This window comes from Dactylosporangium vinaceum, assembly GCF_019904175.1.
Taxonomy (GTDB): Bacteria; Actinomycetota; Actinomycetes; order Mycobacteriales; family Micromonosporaceae; genus Dactylosporangium; species Dactylosporangium vinaceum.
The window spans coordinates 261,778-281,853 of record NZ_CP061913.1 but is presented as its reverse complement, the minus strand read 5'-3'; the positions used below and the strand labels follow the sequence as shown (position 1 = coordinate 281,853).

At 71.8% G+C, this 20,076-nt stretch carries 22 protein-coding genes; 9 read left to right on the top strand and 13 right to left on the bottom strand.

Annotated elements, in window-relative coordinates; translation table 11 throughout:
* Nucleotides 1–9 precede the first annotated feature (9 nt).
* Entirely contained in the window at nucleotides 10–366 is a 357-nt protein-coding gene (locus Dvina_RS01325; RefSeq protein ID WP_223100548.1) for a hypothetical protein, read from the top strand.
* Here Dvina_RS01325 and Dvina_RS01320 read toward each other — a convergent pair.
* The 4 genes from Dvina_RS01320 to Dvina_RS01305 form a co-directional block, all read right to left on the bottom strand.
* Entirely contained in the window at nucleotides 353–790 is a 438-nt protein-coding gene (locus Dvina_RS01320) for a hypothetical protein (RefSeq protein WP_223100547.1), read from the bottom strand. The two genes, Dvina_RS01325 and Dvina_RS01320, sit on opposite strands and share 14 nt — an antisense overlap.
* Before the next feature lie 143 nt (nucleotides 791–933).
* Nucleotides 934–2,259 (bottom strand): outer membrane protein assembly factor BamB family protein, encoded by a 1,326-nt coding sequence (locus Dvina_RS01315; RefSeq protein WP_223100546.1) that lies wholly within the window; start codon nucleotides 2,257–2,259, stop codon nucleotides 934–936.
* A 105-nt stretch (nucleotides 2,260–2,364) separates the two neighbouring features.
* Nucleotides 2,365–3,579, bottom strand: coding sequence for a fumarylacetoacetase (gene fahA / locus Dvina_RS01310; RefSeq protein WP_223100545.1), 1,215 nt, complete (start codon nucleotides 3,577–3,579; stop codon nucleotides 2,365–2,367).
* A complete protein-coding gene (locus tag Dvina_RS01305; RefSeq protein WP_223100544.1) occupies nucleotides 3,576–4,385 on the bottom strand; it encodes a hypothetical protein in 810 nt (269 codons plus the stop codon). Before Dvina_RS01305 ends, fahA begins: the two co-directional genes overlap by 4 nt.
* 183 nt (nucleotides 4,386–4,568) lie before the next feature.
* On the opposite strand from Dvina_RS01305, the gene Dvina_RS01300 reads away from it, so the two are divergent.
* Nucleotides 4,569–5,741 carry a homogentisate 1,2-dioxygenase gene (locus tag Dvina_RS01300; RefSeq protein WP_223100543.1) on the top strand — a complete coding sequence of 391 codons (1,173 nt, stop codon included), beginning with the start codon at nucleotides 4,569–4,571 and terminating at the stop codon, nucleotides 5,739–5,741.
* On the opposite strand, the gene ispF is transcribed toward Dvina_RS01300, so the two are convergent.
* Complete coding sequence (gene ispF, locus Dvina_RS01295; protein WP_223105251.1) at nucleotides 5,738–6,208, bottom strand: 2-C-methyl-D-erythritol 2,4-cyclodiphosphate synthase; 471 nt, start codon at nucleotides 6,206–6,208, stop codon at nucleotides 5,738–5,740. The two genes, Dvina_RS01300 and ispF, sit on opposite strands and share 4 nt — an antisense overlap.
* Here ispF and Dvina_RS01290 point away from each other — a divergent pair.
* Nucleotides 6,179–7,018: a TVP38/TMEM64 family protein gene (locus Dvina_RS01290; RefSeq protein ID WP_223100542.1), complete on the top strand. Its 840-nt coding sequence runs from the start codon at nucleotides 6,179–6,181 to the stop codon at nucleotides 7,016–7,018. The two genes, ispF and Dvina_RS01290, sit on opposite strands and share 30 nt — an antisense overlap.
* On the opposite strand, the gene ispD is transcribed toward Dvina_RS01290, so the two are convergent.
* Nucleotides 7,008–7,697 carry a 2-C-methyl-D-erythritol 4-phosphate cytidylyltransferase gene (gene ispD / locus Dvina_RS01285; protein WP_223100541.1) on the bottom strand — a complete coding sequence of 230 codons (690 nt, stop codon included), beginning with the start codon at nucleotides 7,695–7,697 and terminating at the stop codon, nucleotides 7,008–7,010. The genes Dvina_RS01290 and ispD overlap by 11 nt on opposite strands.
* Before the next feature lie 39 nt (nucleotides 7,698–7,736).
* Nucleotides 7,737–8,222 (bottom strand): CarD family transcriptional regulator, encoded by a 486-nt coding sequence (locus Dvina_RS01280; protein WP_223100540.1) that lies wholly within the window; start codon nucleotides 8,220–8,222, stop codon nucleotides 7,737–7,739.
* 364 nt (nucleotides 8,223–8,586) lie between these two features.
* Between Dvina_RS01280 and Dvina_RS01275 the strand changes: the two genes are divergently transcribed.
* Nucleotides 8,587–9,342 (top strand): hypothetical protein, encoded by a 756-nt coding sequence (locus Dvina_RS01275; protein WP_223100539.1) that lies wholly within the window; start codon nucleotides 8,587–8,589, stop codon nucleotides 9,340–9,342.
* Here the strand turns inward: Dvina_RS01275 and Dvina_RS01270 are convergent.
* Together Dvina_RS01270 and Dvina_RS01265 are read right to left on the bottom strand one after the other, a co-directional pair.
* On the bottom strand, nucleotides 9,331–10,371 hold the full coding sequence (locus Dvina_RS01270) for a type III polyketide synthase (RefSeq protein ID WP_380030813.1): 1,041 nt from the start codon (nucleotides 10,369–10,371) through the stop codon (nucleotides 9,331–9,333). The genes Dvina_RS01275 and Dvina_RS01270 overlap by 12 nt on opposite strands.
* A complete protein-coding gene (locus Dvina_RS01265) occupies nucleotides 10,368–11,078 on the bottom strand; it encodes a methyltransferase domain-containing protein (protein ID WP_223100538.1) in 711 nt (236 codons plus the stop codon). Before Dvina_RS01265 ends, Dvina_RS01270 begins: the two co-directional genes overlap by 4 nt.
* A 45-nt stretch (nucleotides 11,079–11,123) precedes the next feature.
* Between Dvina_RS01265 and Dvina_RS01260 the strand changes: the two genes are divergently transcribed.
* From Dvina_RS01260 to radA, 3 genes are all read left to right on the top strand, one after another.
* Nucleotides 11,124–11,945 (top strand): UbiA family prenyltransferase, encoded by an 822-nt coding sequence (locus tag Dvina_RS01260; RefSeq protein WP_223100537.1) that lies wholly within the window; start codon nucleotides 11,124–11,126, stop codon nucleotides 11,943–11,945.
* A gap of 83 nt (nucleotides 11,946–12,028) precedes the next feature.
* Entirely contained in the window at nucleotides 12,029–12,790 is a 762-nt protein-coding gene (locus Dvina_RS01255; RefSeq protein ID WP_223100536.1) for a hypothetical protein, read from the top strand.
* Nucleotides 12,791–12,793: 3 nt separating this feature from the next.
* Nucleotides 12,794–14,242 carry a DNA repair protein RadA gene (gene radA, locus Dvina_RS01250; protein WP_223105249.1) on the top strand — a complete coding sequence of 483 codons (1,449 nt, stop codon included), beginning with the start codon at nucleotides 12,794–12,796 and terminating at the stop codon, nucleotides 14,240–14,242.
* A 1,157-nt stretch (nucleotides 14,243–15,399) separates the two neighbouring features.
* Here the strand turns inward: radA and disA are convergent.
* The gene (disA, locus tag Dvina_RS01245) at nucleotides 15,400–16,539 is read right to left on the bottom strand and encodes a DNA integrity scanning diadenylate cyclase DisA (RefSeq protein WP_379993013.1); all 1,140 of its coding nucleotides are present in this window, start codon (nucleotides 16,537–16,539) and stop codon (nucleotides 15,400–15,402) included.
* A 114-nt stretch (nucleotides 16,540–16,653) separates the two neighbouring features.
* Here disA and Dvina_RS01240 point away from each other — a divergent pair, with 114 nt between their 5' ends.
* A complete protein-coding gene (locus Dvina_RS01240) occupies nucleotides 16,654–17,229 on the top strand; it encodes a hypothetical protein (RefSeq protein WP_223100535.1) in 576 nt (191 codons plus the stop codon).
* A gap of 6 nt (nucleotides 17,230–17,235) precedes the next feature.
* Here the strand turns inward: Dvina_RS01240 and Dvina_RS01235 are convergent, their stop codons facing one another.
* From Dvina_RS01235 to Dvina_RS01225, 3 genes are read right to left on the bottom strand one after another with little or no spacing between them, the layout of a single operon-like run.
* Nucleotides 17,236–17,904 (bottom strand): hypothetical protein, encoded by a 669-nt coding sequence (locus Dvina_RS01235; RefSeq protein ID WP_223100534.1) that lies wholly within the window; start codon nucleotides 17,902–17,904, stop codon nucleotides 17,236–17,238.
* A gap of 60 nt (nucleotides 17,905–17,964) precedes the next feature.
* Entirely contained in the window at nucleotides 17,965–18,483 is a 519-nt protein-coding gene (locus tag Dvina_RS01230; RefSeq protein ID WP_223100533.1) for a peptide deformylase, read from the bottom strand.
* Nucleotides 18,480–18,989: a glycine cleavage system transcriptional repressor gene (locus tag Dvina_RS01225; protein WP_223100532.1), complete on the bottom strand. Its 510-nt coding sequence runs from the start codon at nucleotides 18,987–18,989 to the stop codon at nucleotides 18,480–18,482. The genes Dvina_RS01230 and Dvina_RS01225 overlap by 4 nt, the downstream gene beginning before the upstream one ends.
* Before the next feature lie 190 nt (nucleotides 18,990–19,179).
* Here Dvina_RS01225 and Dvina_RS01220 point away from each other — a divergent pair, with 190 nt between their 5' ends.
* A complete protein-coding gene (locus tag Dvina_RS01220; RefSeq protein WP_223105247.1) occupies nucleotides 19,180–20,019 on the top strand; it encodes an HhH-GPD family protein in 840 nt (279 codons plus the stop codon).
* The last annotated feature ends 57 nt before the right edge of the window (nucleotides 20,020–20,076 follow it).

Genomic DNA, 20,076 nt, shown 5'->3' with positions numbered 1-20,076 from the left:
GCCTTCACCATGCACCGCCCGCGCCGCGACCACACCGCCGACCGCCTCCTCATCCGCCGATGCTCCAGCCGCCCACCACCGACCGCGGCCGGGCAGATCACGGCGGCGCAGATCAAGGCCGGGCCGACCGCGGCGGCGCAGATCAAGGCCGGGCCGACCGCGGCGGCGCAGGCCCCGGCAGCGCAGCTCACGGGCGGGCGGACCGCGGCCACGCAGACCGCGGTCGGGCAGAACCCGGCAGCGCAGCTCACTGGCGGGCAGACCGCGGCCACGCAGACCGCGGTCGGGCAGAACCCGGCAGCGCAGCTCACTGGCGGGCAGACCGCGGCCACGCAGACCCCGGGCGGGCAGCTCACGGGCGGGTAGATCGGCCGGGCCGAGCGCGGCGGCGCAGCGCGAGGACCAGCAGTGACACGACAGTCGTGCCCACGGCGAGCCCCATGAACACCAGCACGGCCCCGACCAGGAACAGCCCGGACCCGTCCGACGCGGCCGCGGTGACGGTCCAGGCCGCAGTGAACGCCACGGTCATCGCCGGCGCCGCAACGAACCAGCGCACCCGCAGCAGCAGCGCACCGACGAGCACGACAAGCAGCGACGCCACACACCCGGCCACCTGCCAGACCTCGTAGGGCCCGCTGGCCTCCTGCGTCAGCGGGTCGACCTGATACTCGCCGTCCCACCCCATCCACGCAAACCACGCCGCCGCCGACAGCAGCGCCACCGCAATGCCCCCGAGCAGCTGCGTCAACGGCAGCGAGCGGGGGCGGCCAACAGCCTGCGTCGTCATACCCGGAACGCTACGACCGGCCCGCATGACGCACATGAGTTCAGGTACTCAACCCACCGCCCCGTGAGTGGCGTCGCCGACGCGCGCACCGCCTTCGAGCCCCGACCCGGGGCCGGGTGCTCGCGGCGGCTGGGCGCTCGGGGTCAGCCGATGCCGACGAGGACCACCGTGTCCTGGCTGAAGTAGTACTTGTCGTCGATCTCGGACTCCTTCGTGGTCTGGAGGCGTTCGATGACCAGGTAGCCCGCGTGCAGGTAGTACATGCTGAACACGAACCGGTCGGCCGGGCGGATGCGCAGCTCGGTGCTGGAGGTGACGGCGCCCGTCTCGCGATTGAGGACGAGCAGCTGGTACTCGTTGTTGACCAGGTAGAAGTTGCGAGGGTCGCCGCCGATCAGGCGGCCGTTCACCTCGGACATCCACAGGCGCTGGCCCGTGGTGCGGCTGTAGGCCCAGATGTAGCCGCCCGTCACCTGCTGGGCCACCACGTCGCCCACGGCGATGACCGTGTCCTTGTCGGCCACCGGCTCCGGCTTCACGGTGCGGTCGGGGGCCAGCGAGTAGTACGTGGCGGTGATCGTGCCCAGGCCGGAGACGGCGTCGGTGTACGTCACCACGCCCTCGCCGGTCGGGGCGGCCTTGAACATCAGGCAGCCCGAATGGCCCAGGTCGCACGATGACGGCTCGATGAACCAGTTCGACACCGCGTCCGTGCCGATCGACGCGCCCGGCGGGCGCCAGGTGCCGACCGGCAGGCCCGTGGCGGCGTCGTAGATCTCCAGCGTGGCCGGCTTGGTGCAGGTGTTCTTCGTGTAGTACGTGTCGGGGCCGGTCCAATCGGTGGTGCGGCAGCCCGGCTCGGCGACGAACGACTTGGTCCACTTGACGGTGCCGTTGGCCGGGTCGATGGCCTCGACGACGTCCTTGCCGGTGGCGATCACGATCGGCTGCTTGTCGACGACGGAGGTGCTCACGAACAGGTCCTCGGGCGACCACATCGTCTTCGAGCCCGTGCGGCGGCCCTTGTACGACTCGCCCGGCGCCGGGTCGATCTTCGCCTGCCAGACGATGTCGCCCTTCTCGGCGTCCAGGGCGACGATGTCGCCGTCGGACCACTTGGTGACGACGACTGACATGCCGACGCCGCTCGCCGGCTTCTCGACCTCGACGATGGAGACGACCTCGGCCGGCCAGCGGCGGTACGACCAGTGCGGGGTCATCATCCGCTGCGCGGTGACCGGGGTGTCGGCGAAGACGCGCCACTGCTCGGCGTAGACGCGCAGGCGGCCCTCGACGATCAGCGGGGCCTCGGCCAGCTCCGAGTATTGGATCGCCTTAATGGGCTCGGCGGACGGGACGGGCTTGTCGGCGCGGCTCACCGTCTCGGCGGGCTTGAGCGTGCGGTAGGCGGTGATCCCCATCGCGGTGATCACCACGAGGACGAGCAGCCCGGTGAGCACGAAGCGCACCGGCCGCGACCAGCTACGCGGCGAAAAAAGCCGGCGCAGCCCCGCTGCTTGTGTCCCCATAACCACCTCCGCCGCGCACGATACCTGCCTCACCGCGGCCGCTGCTCACGGCGACCGTCGATCCCCAGCAGACTCACACCCGATGGTGCCGATGACCTCACCGAACCCGATCCGCGACCCGCCCGGCCCGGGAGCCGTCGCGCTTATCGCCACCGTGTCGCCGTCGAGCAGGAACGAGCGGGTCGTGCCGTCGTCGAGCAGCACCGGCCGCGCCCCGTTCCAGGTCCGCTCGATGAACGACCCGGTCTGCTCGATCTGCGGCCCCGACACCGTCCCGGACGCGTAGAGATCCCCGGTCCGGGTCCACGCCCCGTTGACGGTCATGTGCGCGAGCTGCTGCGCCGGCGTCCAGTACATTCCCCCGAACGGCGGCCGCGAGACGAGCGTGCCGTTCCAGGAAACCTCCAGGCCGATGTCGTACCCGTAGTGCTCCCCCGCCGCCAGATACGGCAACACCCCCGGCTCCTGGGGCGGCCCCGGCACCCGGGCCGCGTCGAGCGCGTCGAGCGGCACGACCCACGGCGAGATCGAGGTCCGGAACGACTTGCCGAGGAACGGCCCCAGCGGCTGGTACTCCCACGCCTGCAGATCCCGCGCCGACCAGTCGTTGACCAGGACGGCCCCGAACACGTGCTCGCGGAAGTCGTCGACGGCCACGGCGCCCTGCGACGGCACCCCGACCACGAACCCGACCTCGGCCTCGATGTCCAGCCGCGCCGACGGCCCGAAGTCCCCGGCCCGGCGCTGCCCGCAAGGGCGCGGCACCTCGGTCCCGGAGACGACGACGGTCCCGGCCCGCCCGTGGTAGCCGACCGGCAGGTGCCGCCAGTTCGGCAGCAGCGGCTCCCCGTCCGGCCGGAACAGCTTCCCGAGGTTCGTCGCGTGCTCCAGCGACGAGTAGAAGTCGACGTAGTCGGCCACCTCGAACGGCAGCGCGAGCCGCACGTCGGCCACCGGCACCAGCAGCGGCTCCACCGACTCGCGGTAGCGCGCCGCGCTCAGCAGCTCGGTCAGCCGCTCCCGCACCCGGGTCCAGACCGGGCGCCCGGCGGCCATGAACCGGCTGAGCGTCGGCTGCCCGAGGAACGCCCCGCCCGCCTCGATCAGCCCGCGCCCCTCGGCCGCGGCCAGGTTGAGGATCCGGTCGCCGATGCGCACGCCCGTCCACCGGAACCGGTCCTGCCCGAACGCGCAGTACGGCAGGTTCTCCACCCCGAACGGATCGTCATCGGCCAGCCCCAGCCAGACAGCCGCGCTCATGCCGCCACCGGCCGATCGAGCAGCCCCAGGGTGACGAGGTCGCCGACGGGGTCCTGGACGCTGCAGCTGCCGAAGCCGACCCAGAGCGGCCGCTCCCGGTGAAGCTGCGGCCGGACCAGGTCGGCGAGGGGGTGGCCCTCGGTCGAGGCCAGGAGCAGCGCGAGGTCGCCCGGCTCGGCGCTGTCGACGGCGGCCAGCACCGCGGCCAGGATGTTGAGGAAGCCGTGGTGGACCAGGCCCGTCTCGGCGTCGGTGTGGCGGACCGCGTGGTGCAGGCCGGCCGTCAGCTTGAACGGCAGGTCGCGGTCGCGGCAGGCGCAGATGACGGCGGCCAGCTCGACCGGGGTCGGGAACAGCTCCGCGGCCAGGCCTCCGGTGCGGAACTTGGCCGCCACGGGCAGTCCGTCACCGCGCAGCGCCGCGATGGCGTCGAGCCCGGTCATCAGGCCCCAGGCGAGCGGCACCTCGAGGTACCACTGCAGCATCCCGTTCTTGCGTATGAGCGGCGCCATCCGCTCGATGCCGGGCAGCGGGTCCTCGCCCCGCTTGGCCACCGGGCACTCCACCTGGCGGACGGAGGGCGCGAGGTCTGGGGGCGGCTCGCCGATCAGCCCGATGGCGGTCCCCGGGGGAACCGCCTCCCGGTCCGCGACGGGAACGAGCAGCGGGCCGATGAGCTGGGCATACCAGCTCTGCCGATGCGCCTCGTGGGCGGGAATCGCGTCGGCCAGGGTGGCGCTGCCGGGCGGGAACACGGCGGCGTCGTCGACGAGTGTGGTCAGCAGGGGTGGCACTGCGTTTGACACGGCTTCCGAATCTAGTGGACGCTTTACAGGGCGGACAACTTCGTCCGTTATCCGGACACTCCAATCAGCCGGCCGACCGCCGCGCCCGACGACAGGCACGTGTCGCCTGACAGCAGCCGGCGGCGCCGGCCGACTGCAGCGCCCAACGACAAGGCATGTGTCGCCTGACAGTGGAGGACCGTGATGCCGTACTACCGCCGCGTCGGCGAGGTGCCGCCGAAGCGCCATACCCAGTTTCGCCAGCCGGACGGCTCGCTGTTCGCGGAAGAGCTGATGGGGCAGGAGGGATTTTCGAGCGACTCCTCGCTGCTCTACCACCGGCATCGACCGACGGCGATCACCTCGGCGGTGCCGTTCGAGGCGCCGGCCTGGTCGCGGGTCCCCAACCTGCCCCTGAAGCCCAGGCACCTGCAGACCGGCAAGCTCGGCGGGGGCCCGACCGGCACCGTCGACCCGGTGCTCGGGCGGCAGCACCTGCTGGCCAACGACGACGTGCGGATCTCCTACGTCGAGGCGACCGAGCCGTCCCCGCTCTACCGCAACGCGATCGGTGACGAGTGCCTGTATGTGTCGGCGGGCGCGGTGACGCTGGAGTCGACGTTCGGCGCGCTGGAGCTTCGTGAGGGCGACTACGCGGTGATTCCGACCTCGGTGATCCACCGGCTGGTGCCGAAGGACGGCGCGGTGAAGCTGCTGACGATCGAAGCGACCGGACACATCGGACCCCCGCGGCGCTATCTCTCGGTGCGTGGACAGTTCCTGGAACACGCCCCCTACTGCGAACGGGATCTGCGCGGCCCAACGCAGCCCATTCTGGCCGAGGGGTACGACATTTCCGTGTTGGTGCAGGCCAGACGCGGTTGGACCGAGCACGTGTACGCCAACCACCCGTTCGACGTCGTGGGCTGGGACGGCTGCCTCTACCCGTGGGCGTTCTCGATCCACGACTTCGAGCCCATCACCGGGCGCGTGCACCAGCCGCCGCCGGTCCACCAGACGTTCGAGGGCCCGAACTTCGTGATCTGCTCGTTCGTGCCCCGCAAGGTCGACTACCACCCGCTGGCGATCCCGGTGCCGTACAACCACCACAACGTCGACTCCGACGAGATGCTGTTCTACACCGGCGGCAACTACGAGGCGCGCCGCGGCTCCGGCATCGAGCAGGGCTCAATCTCGCTGCACCCGAGCGGCTTCACCCACGGACCGCAGCCGGGCGCGGTCGAGCGGGCGATCGGCGTCGAGGCGTTCGACGAGCTGGCGGTCATGGTCGATACATTCCGCCCGCTCGACCTGTGCGAGCCGGCCCTGGCCATCGAGGACACCGGCTACGCGTGGACGTGGAACCGCGACGCCTAGTGAGAGACGGGATAGATCAACGCGACGGCCGTGGCGGCCAGCCCCTCGCCGCGGCCGGTGAACCCGAGCCCGTCGGTGGTGGTCCCGGAAAGTCTGACGATTGCCCCGATCGCGTCGTGCAGGACGCGCTCGGCCTCGGCCCGGCGCTTGGAGATCTTCGGCTTGACCCCGATGACTTGAACCGACACGTTGCCGATCTCGTATCCAGCAGCGTGGACCATGCGAGCGGTCTCCCGCAGGAGAGTGACGCCCGAAGCGCCGGCCCACTCGGGGCGCGACGTGCCGAAGTTCGCCCCGAGATCACCCAGCCCGGCCGCGGAGAGCAGCGCGTCGCAGATCGCGTGGGCGGCGACGTCGCCGTCGGAGTGACCGGCCAGGCCGTCGACGCCCTCCCACTTGAGCCCGGCGACCCAGCAGGGCCGGCCGGCTTCGAAGGCATGGACGTCGGTGCCGTTCCCGATCAGCATCACTACGGCAGGCTACGACGTTCGGTGCCGGGCCGTGAACCTTCGGTTGCCGATCCGGCGCACGGGTCGGCAGGCTGGCGAATGGGGCTTAGGCTGGGTCGAGTGCGCAGCGATCTGACGACACCGACGAGCCACAAGCAGTGGTGGCGCACCGGAGCCGCAATTCGCTTCGGTCTGCTGGCCCTGCTGGTGGTGACGCTCACCGTAGTGATCATCATTGAGCACCCGACAAAGGCCGCCCTGGCCAACGCGGTCGGCCAGGACCATCCGCTGGCCCCGCTGATCGCGATCGGTGGCTCGGCCGTGCTGACCACCGCGCTCGCGCCGCGGACGCTGCTGGCCGGCGTCGGCGGGCTGGTCTTCGGCTTCGCGGGCGGTGTCCTGTACATCATGCTCGGCATCACCCTCGGCGCCCTGATCGCGCACACGGTGGGCCGGCTCCTGGGCCGCGACTTCATGGCCCGACACCTCTCGGGCCGGCTGCTGCAGATGGAGCAGGCCGTGGCCAAGCGGGGCATCGTCGCGATCGTGATCTCGCGAATGATCCCGCTGGTGCCGTTCGGCATCGCGAACTACATCTTCGGCACCACGAGCGTACGGATGGGCGCATTCATCGCCGGCACGTTCGTCGGGGCCCTGCCGGCCACGCTCGCGTATTCGGCGCTCGGCTCGGCGACGGCCCGCGGCGACGCGGTGGGCATGTCCATTGCGGGTGTCGTCATCGCGACGCTCGGTATCGGCGGCTCGGTCGGCAGCCTGCTGATCTGGCGCAAGCGCCCGCGGAAAAGTCAGACTCCCGTCACTGCCTGAGCAATAGCGCCGCGATCTCGAGGTCGAGCGGCCGGGTGATTTTCAGCGCCATTTCCGAGCCCGTGACCGTGTGCACCGTCTCGCCGATGCGCTCGGCCATACCGGCATCGTCCGTGTGCTCGTCGGTGGCGGACGCGTGGGCCTTTTCGAGGACCGATCGCCGAAAACCCTGTGGTGTCTGTACCGCACGCAGCGAAGACCTGTCGACAGTGGCGACGACGATCCCGGAATCCGAGACCTGCTTGATGGTGTCGACCACTGGTAGAACGGGTATGACCGCGGCGTGCCCCCCTCGAACGGCCGCCGCGACGTCCTCCACCAGCTCCGGTGGGGTAAGCGCGCGGGCGGCGTCGTGGACGAGCACGATGTCGAACTCGGCCGGGACCGCGGCCAGCGCGAAGGCGACGGAAGCCTGCCGCGTCGCCCCGCCGGGCACGACGACGACCGGCGCTACGGGCGCCAACAGGTCCTGAACGGACGAAACGCCGTCAACCGGAGCGGCGACGACGATGCAGCCGACGCTCGGCGCGAGGGCCAGGCGGCGCACGGCGTGCACGAGGAGTGGTTCACCGCCGAGGAGGCGGAGTGCCTTGGGGCCACCGGGTCCGAGTCGGAGCCCCAGGCCCGCAGCAGGCACGAGGACCGCGACGTCACCACGCACAGACACGTGCGCCGTCACGTCGCGGTCCTCGATCGAAGGGATAGCCGGGCTGGATCGTCAGGCCTCGGTCAGCACCTTGTCGAGCAGCGACTCCGCTTCGTCCTTGGTGCTCTTCTCGGCGAGCGCCACCTCGCCGACAAGGATGTCCCGCGCCTTGGCGAGCATGCGCTTCTCGCCGGCCGACAGACCACGCTCACGGTCACGACGCCACAGGTCGCGAACGACCTCCGCGACCTTGAGCGGATTGCCGGAGGCCAGCTTCTCCAGATTCGCCTTGTAACGCCGCGACCAGTTGGTCGGCTCTTCGGTGTGCGGAGCACGGAGGACGTCGAAGACCTTCGTCAGACCTTCTTCGCCAACCACCTCGCGCACGCCGACGATCTCGGCGTTCTCAGCGGGCACCCGCACCGTCAGGTCACCCTGAGCGACCCTGAGGACGAGATACTTCTTCTCCTCGCCCCTGATGACGCGAGTCTCGATTGCCTCGATGAGTGCGGCCCCGTGGTGGGGGTAGACAACGGTCTCGCCGACACTGAAAACCATAGGTTCGAAACCCCTTTCGCTGTGTCTAGGGTAACACGGTCACGCGCTGTCGGCCCACCCCAGAGCGCAGCATTCGCGCAGCTCAGAACACATGTGAGTCCCCTTTCTCCCGCTTGACAGGAATCGTGGGACCTGCTGTGTAGCGGATCAACAACCCGGAGCACACACAAATAGCCTGGCAGTCGGACATATCCGATTGATTACGGCAAGTGTCCCCCGGAGTACGCCGTGAGTCCAGAACCGACACTCTGTGTAACGTGACCAGCGGCGGAGCGTAGATGGTACGCATAGATCTCGATGGAGTCACCACTGGCGCCGGACCCGTCGGTGAGGGAAAGTTGAGGCAGCTGCGAGGAGAACAGCGATGGGCACGCTGCGGGATGACAACGGCGGTGGTGAGCTACCACAAGAGGGTGGTGGCCTCCCCGATCTCCCGCCTGAGTGGGGAACGATCATCATTCCCGACGATGCCGCCGCACTCGATGGCGAAGGCGCGACCATCCGCCGGCAATTCCGCCGGGCCACAATCCGGCGCCGCTGGCGGCGCCGGTTCCACCTGCCGCCGGAGCCGGCCCGGCGCGCCACCGACGACTCACCCGGGCTCGCGGTCCCGCTCCTGATCATGTCGATCGCGGTCATCGCGACACTCGTCAGCCTGCTCGCCGTGGCCTGGCCCGGGCGCGCACCCAAGACCAGCCCACGGGTGGGCTCCAACCCGTCCGCGGCGGCCGCGATCTCCCTGACCGCCGTGAGCCTGCAGGACGGCGACGGCAAACCGGTCGGGATCGTCGAGGTGACCCCGGCCGTCGTGCTGCTCGTGGACGGCTGCTCCTGCGAGGAGCTGATTCGCAGTACAGCCGACGCCGTTGTGGCTTTGAAGAGCCGGGCCAGGGTGGTCGTCGTCGCGGCCCGTCCACCCACGCTGCCGAGCGGGCTCAACGCGGACGCGGTCGTGCGCTCGCTGGGCGACCCCAACGGCTCACTGCGCGCGTCGGTGCCGACGCTGGCCGGCGACCGGACCACCGCCGCGGTGCTCGTCAACGACCGCGGCCGGCTGGTCAAGGCGGTCCGCTCGGTGACCGGCCCCGACGATTTCCGCACCGAGATCTCAAGCCTGTAGCAGCACCCCGTACAGGGTCAGGCCGGGGCCGAACGCCAGCGCGACGGTCGTGCGCGGCGGCCCCTCGACCCGCCGCCGCAGCGCGTCGATGATCAGCAGGACCGTCGGTGACGAGCAGTTGCCGTGGGCGGCGAGGGTGCCGCGCGACTCCGCCAGCGCCGATTCCGGCAACGCCAGCTCGTCGCGGACGACGTCCAGAATCCGAGGGCCTCCCGGGTGTACCGCCCAGCCGTCGACATCACCGAGAGTCAGCCCCCGCGGCCCGAGCAGCCGCTCCACGAGAGCGGCGACGTGGATCGAGAGCACGTCGGGCACCCGCGGCGACAGGCCCATCCGAAACCCGAGGTCGGTCACGTCCCAGGTCATGTGGTCGGCGGTCGCCGTGTCGGTGGCGGCCGCGATGTCGGTGACGCCGACGCCGGGACCGTCCGGGACGAGCACCACCGCCGCCGCCGCGTCCGAGAACAGCGCGTGCGCCACCATCTGCTGCGGGTCGGCGGTCGGCGGCTGCACGTGCAGACTTGTCAGCTCCAGGCAGAGCAGCACCGCCGGGCGCCCCCGCGCGGCCACGTAGTCCGACGCCGCGCCGAGCCCGGGCAGCGCCGCGTAGCAGCCCATGTGGCCGATGAACAGGCGCTGCGTGTCGGCCGCCATGCCCAGGTCGCGGGCGAGCAGGATGTCGAGGCCCGGCGTGGCGTATCCGGTGCACGAGCACACCACGAACAGCCCGATCTCGTCCGGGCGCAGCCCAGCCGCGTGCAGTGCCCCGCTCACGGCGTCCTTGCCGAGGGGGAGCGCCTCCGTGAGGTACCGACTCATGCGTTTGGCGGTCGACCACGACGACGCGTCCTCGATGAGGGGATTGACCGCTCCGTGGCGGTTCACGACGCCGGAGTTGGCGAAGATCCGTTTCGCCAGCCCCCGCCGGGGCCCGTCGTAGTGCCGCCTGAAGTAGCCGTCCCACACCTCGTCCTGGCGCATGTCGCCGGGAAACGTCACGTGCATCCCCGCTATGGCGGCAACTGTCACTGGCTCTCCTTCCGGCCGCGCCCCTGGTAGAGGATCGCGGTGGAAAACGTCGGCACGATCGGCACGGCGCCGCGCCGGGTCACCAGCCAGCGAGCCAAGGCGGGCAGCGCCGGGCGGACGCCGCGCACCTTCAGCGGTACCCCGTGGCGCGCGCACTCCACCTTCAACCGCTGTGGGTCGACTAACAGCGCCGGGTCGTGCAGGCCGCGCACGGCCGGCATGACGGTCTCGGCCAGCCGCACGGCCACCAGCCGGGCCAGCGCGGTGTCGGCGATGGTGTCGAGCACCAGCCACCCGCCCGGGCGCAGGATCCGGCACGCCTCGGCGACGACTCCGGGCACGTCGGGCACGTGCTCGAGGATCTCCCCGGCGCTCACGACGTCGGCGCTGGCATCGGCGAACGGCAGCCGCCGCACGTCGGCCAGCACCGGCGCGATGCCGTGCGCGGCCGCCTGCTCCAGGCCGGAGACGACCAGATCAACGCCTATGTGGGTGTACCCCTTGTCGGCGACGTGCGGCGCGAGGAGCCCGCCACCACAGCCGAGATCCACCAGGATCGCCCCCGCGCGCTCGGCCGGCGGGATCAGCCGGGCCCGGGCTCGCGCCAGCCAGTAGAGCATCGAGAACGGGCTGCCGGGGCGCCACCATTCGCCGGCCAGGTCGTCGTACTGACCAGGGTCGTTCCGCGTGCGCCGCGGCAATGGCATGAGACGAGCCTGACAGAGAACCACTCGGGCGGCCACACTTGCCGGATGTCGGTTGCGATCTCGCTGCTGCGCGCCAGCCACCCGGAGCCCGCCGCCGGGGTCACGGCGGTGTCGGTGCTGCTCTCCGTCGGACTGCATCGACCGGTGTGGGGGGTCGTCGGCGCCGGCGCGACGGTGCTGGCCAGCCAGCTGTCGATCGGTTGGGTGAACGACGCCCTCGACGCGCCGCGCGACGCCGCGGCCGGGCGCACCGACAAGCCCGTCGCCGCCGAGAAGCTCTCCCGGCGCCTGGTCGCGGCCCTCGGCGTGGCCGCGGCCGTGGTGTGCGTGCCGCTCGGCTTCCTGTCCGGGTGGGCGGCCGGGCTGGTGTCGGCGCTGGCCCTGGCCTCGGCGCTGCTCTACGACTGGCCGCTGAAGTCCACAGTGATCTCCCCCCTGCCCTACGCGGTGTCGTTCACCTGCCTGCCCGCGTTCGTGGTGCTCGGGGCCGGCAAGACCCCACCGCTGTGGCTGCTGGCCGCCGGCGGGCTGCTCGGCGCGGGTGCGCACTTCGTCAACACGCTGCCCGACCTCGACGCCGACATCCGCACCGGCGTGCGTGGCCTGCCCCAGCGCTTAGGCCGCCGCGGCTCCCTGGCCACCGCCGCACTGCTGCTACTGGCCGCCACGGCGGCCCTGGCCTTCGGCCCTCCGGGACGCCCACCCGCCCTCATCTGGCCCGCTGTTGCGGCCGCCCTCCTCGCCCTCGGATTCGGCTGGTACCGCATGACCCGCGACACAACTTCGCGGGCTCCGTTCCTCGCCGTCATCGCGGTCGCGCTCATCGATGTCGTATTTCTCCTGATCAGCGGCCTGAATCTGGAATGAGTCCCCATTGCCAGGGTGGGCGTAATCGGCCGATCAACGGCATCTAGGCTGTACAGCGGCTGCCCTTGACTGGAGGAACCAAGGTGACGCGTTCGACTCAGGCCACGCCGCTGGCTCGCCGCCGCACGGTGCTGAGCGCCGCGCTCATGGCCACGGCGGCGTTCGGACTGGGCGTGCTCTCCGCCTGCTCGGCAGGTCAGATCACCCAGACCGACACACAGAAGGCCGCGGTGCCCGGCATCAGCGTCGATAGCGCGGACGGCAAGATCGCCCTTCGCGACGGCGGGATTCCCTACGCGGACCAGTACAAGACCGGCGCGACGGTCCCGCTCAGCGTGCACTTCTTCAACAACGCCCAGCAGAGCGTCAAGCTGACCGGCGCGACGAGCGACAACGGCACCATCGTGCTCGTCGGTGGCCCGCAGCCGTCGGTGGCGCCGACGTCGGCCGCCGCCTCGCCCTCGCTTGCCGCTCCGTCGGGCTCGGCGCTCCCCTCGGGCACCCGCAACCCGTCGGGCTCCCCGTCGACAGTCGTCCCGTCCTCGCCGGCGGCCGCCCCCTCGCCGACCCCCACGTCGGTCGGCAGCTCGGCCATCTCGATCGAGGTGCCGCCGGCCGGGGTGACGCTGCTGTCCCGCGACAACGGCGGCACCAAGTACCTCGCCGTCGAGAAGCTCACCGGCGAGCCCCTGATGCCCGGCGGCTCGCTGGAGAACGTGACATTCACGTTCACCTACGCCGACGGCACGACCACCACGATCAAGGTCCCCAGCCTGCCGATGACCCCGCCCGGGTCCCCGCTGCCGAAGCCGAGCTCGGTCGTGGGCGACGAGGGCGAAGAGTAAAAACTGTCGTACCCCTGGGCTAGGTTCGGGGGCGTGACGAAGGCTCGGGGTTCGATCTATCAGTGCGACGTCTGCGGGCATCGGCCGGCCAAGTGGATGGGCCGGTGCCCGGAGTGCGGTGAGTGGGGCGCCGTCCTGGAGCTCGCGGGCGGCGGCACCGCCGACGCCGCCTTCGGTGGCTCGCCGGCGCTGCGGGCCGTGTCGTCCCGGGCCCCGCTGGAGCCGGCCCGCCCGATCGCCCAGATCAGCGCCGCCCCGGCCAAGGCCCGCCCGACCGGCGTCGGCGAGTTCGACCGGGTCCTCGGCGGCGGCATCGTCCCCGGCGGCGTGGTCCTCCTGGCCGGCGAGCCCGGCGTCGGCAAGTCCACCCTCCTGCTCGACGTGGCCCAGCAGTGGGCGGTCCAGGGCGAGAGCCCGTCACTCGTCGTCAGCGGCGAGGAGTCGACGAGCCAGGTCCGCCTGCGGGCCGAGCGGATCGGCGCCCTCCACGAGAAGCTCTACCTCGCCTCCGAGACCGACCTGTCCGCGGTCCTCGGCCACCTCGACGCGGTAAAGCCCGGCCTGCTGATCCTCGACTCGGTCCAGACCGTCTCCAGCCCCGGCGTCGACGGGGTCGCCGGCGGCGTCACCCAGGTCCGCGCGGTCACGGCCGCGATGGTCGCCGTGGCCAAGGAGCGCGGCCTGGCCACGATCCTGGTCGGCCACGTCACGAAGGACGGCAACGTGGCCGGCCCCCGCGTCCTCGAGCACCTCGTCGACGTGGTCCTCAACTTCGAGGGCGACAAGCACTCCTCGCTGCGCATGGTCCGCGGCCTGAAGAACCGCTTCGGCGCCGCCGACGAGGTCGGCTGCTTCGAGATGCACGAGGGCGGCATCACGAGCCTCCCCGACCCGAGCGGCCTGTTCCTGACCCGCTACGCCGACGCCGTCTCCGGCACCTGCGTCTGCGTCGCCATGGAGGGCCGCCGCGCCCTGGTCACCGAGGTCCAGACCCTGATCGGCGCCCAGATGCCCGGCTCACCCCGCCGCACGGTGAGCGGCCTCGACTCGGCCCGCCTGGCGATGGTCCTGGCCGTGCTCCAGCGCCGGGCCGGCATCCAGCTCCACGACCGCGAGGTCTACGCCGCCACCGTCGGCGGCCTGCGCGTCACCGAGCCCGCCGCCGACCTGGCCCTCGCCCTGGCAGCGGCCTCGGCCGCGCACGAGCTGCCCATGCCCCCGGACCTGGTCGCCCTGGGCGAGGTGGGCCTGACGGGTGAGGTACGCCGCGTCGGCGCCGTCCCCCGCCGCCTGGCCGAGGCCGCCCGGCTCGGCTTCCGATTCGCCCTCGTACCCCCCGGCTGCGGCCCGGCCGCCACGGGCTCCGCGCCCCCGGGGATGCGCGTGCTCGAGGTGAACGACGTCCGCACGGCGCTGCACTACGCCGTCAAAGCCACAGCGGAGGACGCATGACGAGCTGACCCCCGCGCACCGCCCACGACAGAACCTCCGCACCATCCGGGAGATGCGCGGGCTCGCGGCGAACAACGTCCACACGACCCGGCACCACGCCGTCAACGCCACCCCGGACGACGCATAACCAGCCGACTCCCACGCTCCGCCGCGACGGAACTTCCGCACTCCGCCCGCGGCAGAACCTCCGCACCGCTCAGGGGGATGCGCATGCTCGCGGCGAACAACGCCCACACGACCCGCGACCACGCCGTCAACGCCACCCCGGACGACGCATAACCAGCTGACCTTCACGCTCCGCCCACGACGGAAGTTCTGCGCTCTGCCCGCGACAGAACCTCCGCACCACCCGGGGCATGCGCGGGCTCGCGGCGAACAACGTCCACACGGCCCGGCACCACGCCGGCAAAGCCACCGCGGAGGACGCATGACCAGCTGACCCACGCGCCGGCCCGCGACAGACCCCCGGACCGGCCCCGGGGACGCCCTGGCTCGCGACGAACGACATCCACACGGCCCGGCACCACGCCGGCAAAGCCACCGCGGAGGACGCATGACCAGCTGACCCACGCGCTCTGCCCGCGACAGAACCTTCGCACCGCACCGGGGGACACGCGTGCTCGCGGCGAACGAGGTCCGCGCGGCACTGCAGCACGCGGCTTGGAGCGATTGGAGCCACCCTGCAGAGCACTCGAAGAAGTGGCTGGCCGACCGCCCCGTGCGCGCTCATCGCCCCGTGCGCGCTCATCGCCCCGTGCGCGCTCATCGCCCGGTGTGTGCTCGTCGCCCCGTTAGCGCTCGCCGGCCTGTGCGCTTGAACAGGTGGCCGGCCGGCTTCGCGTGTGCGCTCGTCGGTCCGCGTGCGCTTGCCGCTCCGTTACGTTGCGACCGGCTTTGTGCCCGCCAAGTGCATGTCGGAGGGCGCCTGGATCGGGTTCCGCGTGCGCGCTCAAGCGATGCGCGGGTGATGCCTCCGCGCCTGCCTGCGCCGCCGTGTCGATCGGTGCCGTCGGCTGCGCGCCGTGGGGCACCGGCGTGCCTGTCGCGGGGGTCGTGCGGAACAACGAGCGCAACACAGCTCTTGTCCAAGCTGGCGTCGCTCGGCCGCTGGTCCCGCTCGGAGGGTCCGTAAGCAAAGGGTGCTGAAGGTGGCGGGATCAGACGTAGCGCTCGAGGATCGAGGCTTCGGCGAGGCGGGAGAGGCCCTCGCGGACGCCGCGGGCGCGGGCGTCGCCTACGCCCTCGACGGCCTGGAGGTCTTCCACCGTGGCGCCCAGCAGGCGTTGCAGGCTGCCGAAGTGCTCGACCAGGCGGTCCACGACCGCGCTCGGCAGGCGGGGGACCTTGGCCAGCAGGCGGAAGCCGCGCGGTGAGACGGCACCGTCCAGGGCGTCGCTCGCGCCGGGGTAGCCCAGGGACTTCGCCACGGCTACCAGGTCGATCAGCTCGGTGGCGCTGAGCGCGTCCAGCTCCTCGAGGGCGTCCTCCGGCGAGCGGGTACGCCGGCCCGAGGGCAGGTAGTCGCGGATGACGAGCGTGCGGTCGGCCTCGACGCCGGCCATCAGCTCCTCGAGCTGGAGGGCCAGCAGGCGGCCGTCGGTGCCGAGCTCGACGACGTAGCCCGCGATCTCGTCGGCGATCCGGCGGACCATCTCCAGGCGCTGCACCACGGCGACCGCGTCGCGCACGGTGACCAGGTCCTCGATCTCCAGCGCGGACAGGGTGCCGCTCACCTCGTCCAGGCGCAGCTTGTAGCGCTCCAGCGTGGCCAGGGCCTGGTTGGCCTTGGACAGGATGGCGGCCGAGTCGTCGATGACGTGGCGCTGGCCGTTGACGTAGAGGCCGATGATCCGCATCGACTGGCTCACCGAGATGACCGGGTAGCCGGTCTGCTTGGCGACGCGCTCGGCCGTGCGGTGGCGGGTGCCGGACTCCTCGGACGGGATCGTCGGGTCCGGCATCAGGTGCACGGCCGCGCGGACGATCTTCGTGCCGTCACTCGACAGGACGACCGCGCCGTCCATTTTGCACAGCTCGCGCAGGCGGGTCGCGGAAAACTCGACGTCCAGGGGGAACCCGCCGGTGCAGAGCTGCTCCACGACGCGGTCGTGGCCGAGGACGATCAGGGCGCCGGTCCGGCCCCGCAGGATGCGCTCCAGACCGTCTCGCAGCGCGGTGCCCGGGGCCATCAGGGCCAGGGTGGCGCGCAGGGGGTCGGCGCCGGGCAGCGCGGCGGCCCAGCCCCCGATGAGGCCGGTGTTGGCGCCGCCCCTGCCGGGCTCGCGGTCAATCGGCACCCGCACAGTCTACGGATGCCCCCGTACCAGGTGCTGGTGCGGTATCGACCCAGCCCGTAGAGTGGGCGGATGCCGTCCGTCGATGGACAGCGGTTGATCTGAGAAAGCGAAGGTATGGCCGGTCCTGAGCGGATCGAATGGCGGCGGAGCTTTCCGTCCCGGGCGCTTGGAACGCTGGCGTGGTACCTCGTGTCGGCCACCCTCGCCGTCCTGCTCGTCCGGGCCCTCTTCGGCGACGAGCCGGAGACGCAGAGCTCCGGCGCCCACAACCCGCTCGCCGACCTTCCGATGTGGACGGCCGGCCTGGCCGCCGTCGGCGCGGTCCCTGTCGTCCTCGGCGTCCTGCGCCGCCCGCGGGTCGGCGCCAACCACTTCGCGCTTACCGTGCGCCCGGGCTGGGTCCGCACCCTCGTCCTGCCGTGGTCCCGCGTCGGCGAGGTGGCCGCGATCGAGGCCGGCGGCGAGCGCTTCCTGGCCGTGCGGCTGCTGGAGGGGCTCGACCGCACCGGCAGCAACCCCGGCTGGATCGACAAGAACGTCCTGCGCGAGCTGGCGAAGGTGAGCGAGCGCCAGGTCCGCGGCGTCGCCGTCGCCGCCCGCCTCCGCGACTTCAACGGCAGCCCCGACGGCCAACTCGCCGCCCTGGCTGCCTTCGCGCCTGACCAGGTACAAATCGCGAATCGGCTCTGACCGGCGTCAGGTGAGCTGGACCTGGACCGGCTCGCTGAACTTGGTGCCGAGGCGGCCCATCAGCTCGTACTTCCCGGCCGGTGGGGTCTCGCCGTTGACGCACGTGGTGTTCGTGGCCTTCCCGGCCCAGGTGGCGGTGAACGACCACTCGATGCCGGGCTTCATCACCTGCAGCTTGTTGCCGTGCACCGCGTCGCACTGGTCCGAGGACCAGATCTTGACCGCACCGACCTGCAGGTACAGCTCCTGCGCGTCGGCGCCGACGTCGCGGGTGCACTCGTGGTCGGTGATGTTCTTGATTTTCAGCGTCATCTTCAGATGCGCGCCCCGGAACTGCACCGCCTGCTCGGGCGTGGCGATCAGCGACAGGTCGGCGTCGGCACAGGGCGGCGCCGTCGGGCCGGCCGGGGCGGACGCGGCCGTCGTGGTCTGCACGGGCGCCGGGTTGGCGGTCGCGCCGCCGGTCGTGGGCACCTGGATGGTGATCGTCGGGTCCGGCGCCGCGGCGGTCGTGGCGCCGGCCGAGGCCGCCGCCGGAGTGCGCTTCTGGTCGTCGCCCCCGCTGCCCCCGCAGGACGCCCACAGCATCAGCGACGCGGCGACGAGCACCCCGCCGACGATCGCCCGGCGCCGCCAGTAGACGCCGGAGGGCAGTGGGCCAACCGTCAGCTTCATGATGCACTCACCGTATCGGGGGAATGCCGCATGGTCGGGAAGGCACGCCGGAATGACTACTCAGAGATAGACCTTGCGGGCGTACACCGCGTGTGCACCGGCGACCCGGTCGAGAAACAGCAGCCCGGCGCAGTGGTCGATCTCATGCTGCAGCGCCCGCGCTTCGAAGGCGTCGGTCACAATCTCGATCTCCTGGGTACCGCCCGGAGCAAACCCGGCCACGACGAGCCGGTTGGCCCGCTTGACATCACCGGTGAGATCCGGCACCGACATGCAGCCCTCGCGGCCCTTCTGCCACTGCGACGCCTCCACCACACGCGCGTTGCACAGCACGAACGCCCCGTGCACCGTCTTCGCCTTCGGATGCCCTGTGACATCCACCGCGAACACCTGCGCACCCACCCCGACCTGCGGCGCGGCCAGCCCGACGCAGCCCGGCGAGACCTTCATCGTCGCGACCAGATCGGCGGCGAGCTGGAGGACCTCCGGCGCGCACGGGTCCACGGCCGCCGCCGCGGTCCCGAGCACCGGGGCGGGCGCGCGGACCACGGGCCGGATTGAGCCCGTCGGATCGCTCACAGCAGGTCCGCGTCGGCCGGCCGCAGCGACACCTCGACACCCAGCCGCTCGGCCGCGGCGTGCAGTGCCGCGTCGAGCCGCTCGGGGTCGGTGACGTCGACCTCGGCGACGATCACGTACAGGCGGCCGGAGAGCCGGGTCGTCAGGTCCGTGATGTTGCCGCCCGCCTCGGCCACCGTCCGGCTCAGCGTCGCCACGATCCCGAGCCGGTCCGCGCCGTGGACCGTGAGGATGTGGTGCGTGCCGGTGACCTCGTAGGCGGACTCCTCGAGCACGCTGCGCACCGTCACCAGCAGCGTCCGGTCGGCGGTCAGCGGCTCCAGCGCCGCCTCGACCTCGGCCGCGGTGGGCGGCCCGGCGCACACGAGCGTCATCGCGAAGTGCCCGCGCAGCCGCGTCATGGTCGAGTCGGTCAGGTTGAGCGCAAGGCGGGCCAGGATCTCGGCGACGTCGGCGATGATGCCCGGGCGGTCGTGGCCGATGACCGTGACGGCGTACTCGTTCACGGCTATATCCTTGCGTATCGCCAGATACGAGAACGCACAGACTGTCGCGCCCGCCCCCTCGGCCGCGCCCGTCACCCGCCGCCGAGCGGCGAAGGGTGCCACCAGGGCCGGCGCGGCCGACGACACCGCCCGTGAAAGGCCCACGACGGCCGGCGCGGACGGCGGGCCCGGGGACATCGCCCGGACACTCATGCGGTGGTACGACGAGAACGCCCGGGACCTTCCCTGGCGCCGGCCCGACGCGTCGCCGTGGAGCGTGCTCGTCTCCGAGGTCATGCTCCAGCAGACGCAGGTCTCCCGGGTCGAGCCGGCCTGGAAGCGGTGGATGGAGCGCTGGCCGACGCCGGCGCACCTGGCGGCCGACCCGCCCGGCGAGGCCATCCGGGCCTGGGACCGGCTCGGCTATCCGCGCCGGGCCCTGCGGCTGCACGCGTGCGCGGCGGCGATCGTGGAGCGCCACGACGGGGTGGTGCCCGATGACGTCGAGGCGCTGCTCGCCCTGCCCGGCATCGGCATCTACACGGCTCGGGCGGTCGCCGCGTTCGCGTTCCGCCAGCGCCACCCGGTCGTCGACACCAACGTGCGCCGGGTCGTGGCCCGCTCCGTCGCCGGCACCGCGGACGGCGGCGCCAACACCACCCCGGCCGACCTGCGCGCGGTCGAGGTCCTGCTCCCGGAGGACCACGAGGAGGCGGCCCGGGCGTCGATCGCTTTCATGGAGCTCGGCGCGCTCATCTGCACCTCCCGCGCCCCGCGCTGCCCGGAGTGCCCGCTCGCCGACGTCTGCGCCTGGCGCCGGGCCGGCTTCCCGCCGTCCGACTCGGCCAAGCGCACGCAGCAGTACCACGGCACCGATCGCTACGTCCGCGGACTCCTCATGGCCGTCCTGCGGGCGAGCGACGACCCGGTGCCCGCCGAGCGCCTGGACGCGGTCTGGCCCGACGCGGACCAGCGCCGCCGCGCCCTCGCCGGCCTGCTCACCGACGGCCTGGTGAACCAGCGACACGACACCTACACGCTGCCCGGCTGAGGCGCAGAGCGAAGGCACCGGCCGGGTTCCGGCGCGCGGTGCGCCGGGTCGGAATTC

What these genes read in the sequence shown, in the direction of transcription:
- Dvina_RS01235 (WP_223100534.1), bottom strand. Translation starts at nt 17,904, where the DNA reads ATGAAGCTGACGGTTGGCCCACTGCCCTCCGGCGTCTACTGGCGGCGC.
- Dvina_RS01240 (WP_223100535.1), top strand. Translation starts at nt 16,654, where the DNA reads ATGGCCGGTCCTGAGCGGATCGAATGGCGGCGGAGCTTTCCGTCCCGG.
- Dvina_RS01320 (WP_223100547.1), bottom strand. Translation starts at nt 790, where the DNA reads ATGACGACGCAGGCTGTTGGCCGCCCCCGCTCGCTGCCGTTGACGCAG.
- Dvina_RS01300 (WP_223100543.1), top strand. Translation starts at nt 4,569, where the DNA reads ATGCCGTACTACCGCCGCGTCGGCGAGGTGCCGCCGAAGCGCCATACC.
- Dvina_RS01290 (WP_223100542.1), top strand. Translation starts at nt 6,179, where the DNA reads ATGGACGTCGGTGCCGTTCCCGATCAGCATCACTACGGCAGGCTACGA.
- Dvina_RS01275 (WP_223100539.1), top strand. Translation starts at nt 8,587, where the DNA reads ATGGGCACGCTGCGGGATGACAACGGCGGTGGTGAGCTACCACAAGAG.
- fahA (WP_223100545.1), bottom strand. Translation starts at nt 3,579, where the DNA reads ATGAGCGCGGCTGTCTGGCTGGGGCTGGCCGATGACGATCCGTTCGGG.
- Dvina_RS01280 (WP_223100540.1), bottom strand. Translation starts at nt 8,222, where the DNA reads ATGGTTTTCAGTGTCGGCGAGACCGTTGTCTACCCCCACCACGGGGCC.
- Dvina_RS01265 (WP_223100538.1), bottom strand. Translation starts at nt 11,078, where the DNA reads ATGCCATTGCCGCGGCGCACGCGGAACGACCCTGGTCAGTACGACGAC.
- Dvina_RS01220 (WP_223105247.1), top strand. Translation starts at nt 19,180, where the DNA reads ATGCGGTGGTACGACGAGAACGCCCGGGACCTTCCCTGGCGCCGGCCC.
- Dvina_RS01325 (WP_223100548.1), top strand. Translation starts at nt 10, where the DNA reads ATGCACCGCCCGCGCCGCGACCACACCGCCGACCGCCTCCTCATCCGC.
- Dvina_RS01260 (WP_223100537.1), top strand. Translation starts at nt 11,124, where the DNA reads ATGTCGGTTGCGATCTCGCTGCTGCGCGCCAGCCACCCGGAGCCCGCC.
- ispF (WP_223105251.1), bottom strand. Translation starts at nt 6,208, where the DNA reads ATGCTGATCGGGAACGGCACCGACGTCCATGCCTTCGAAGCCGGCCGG.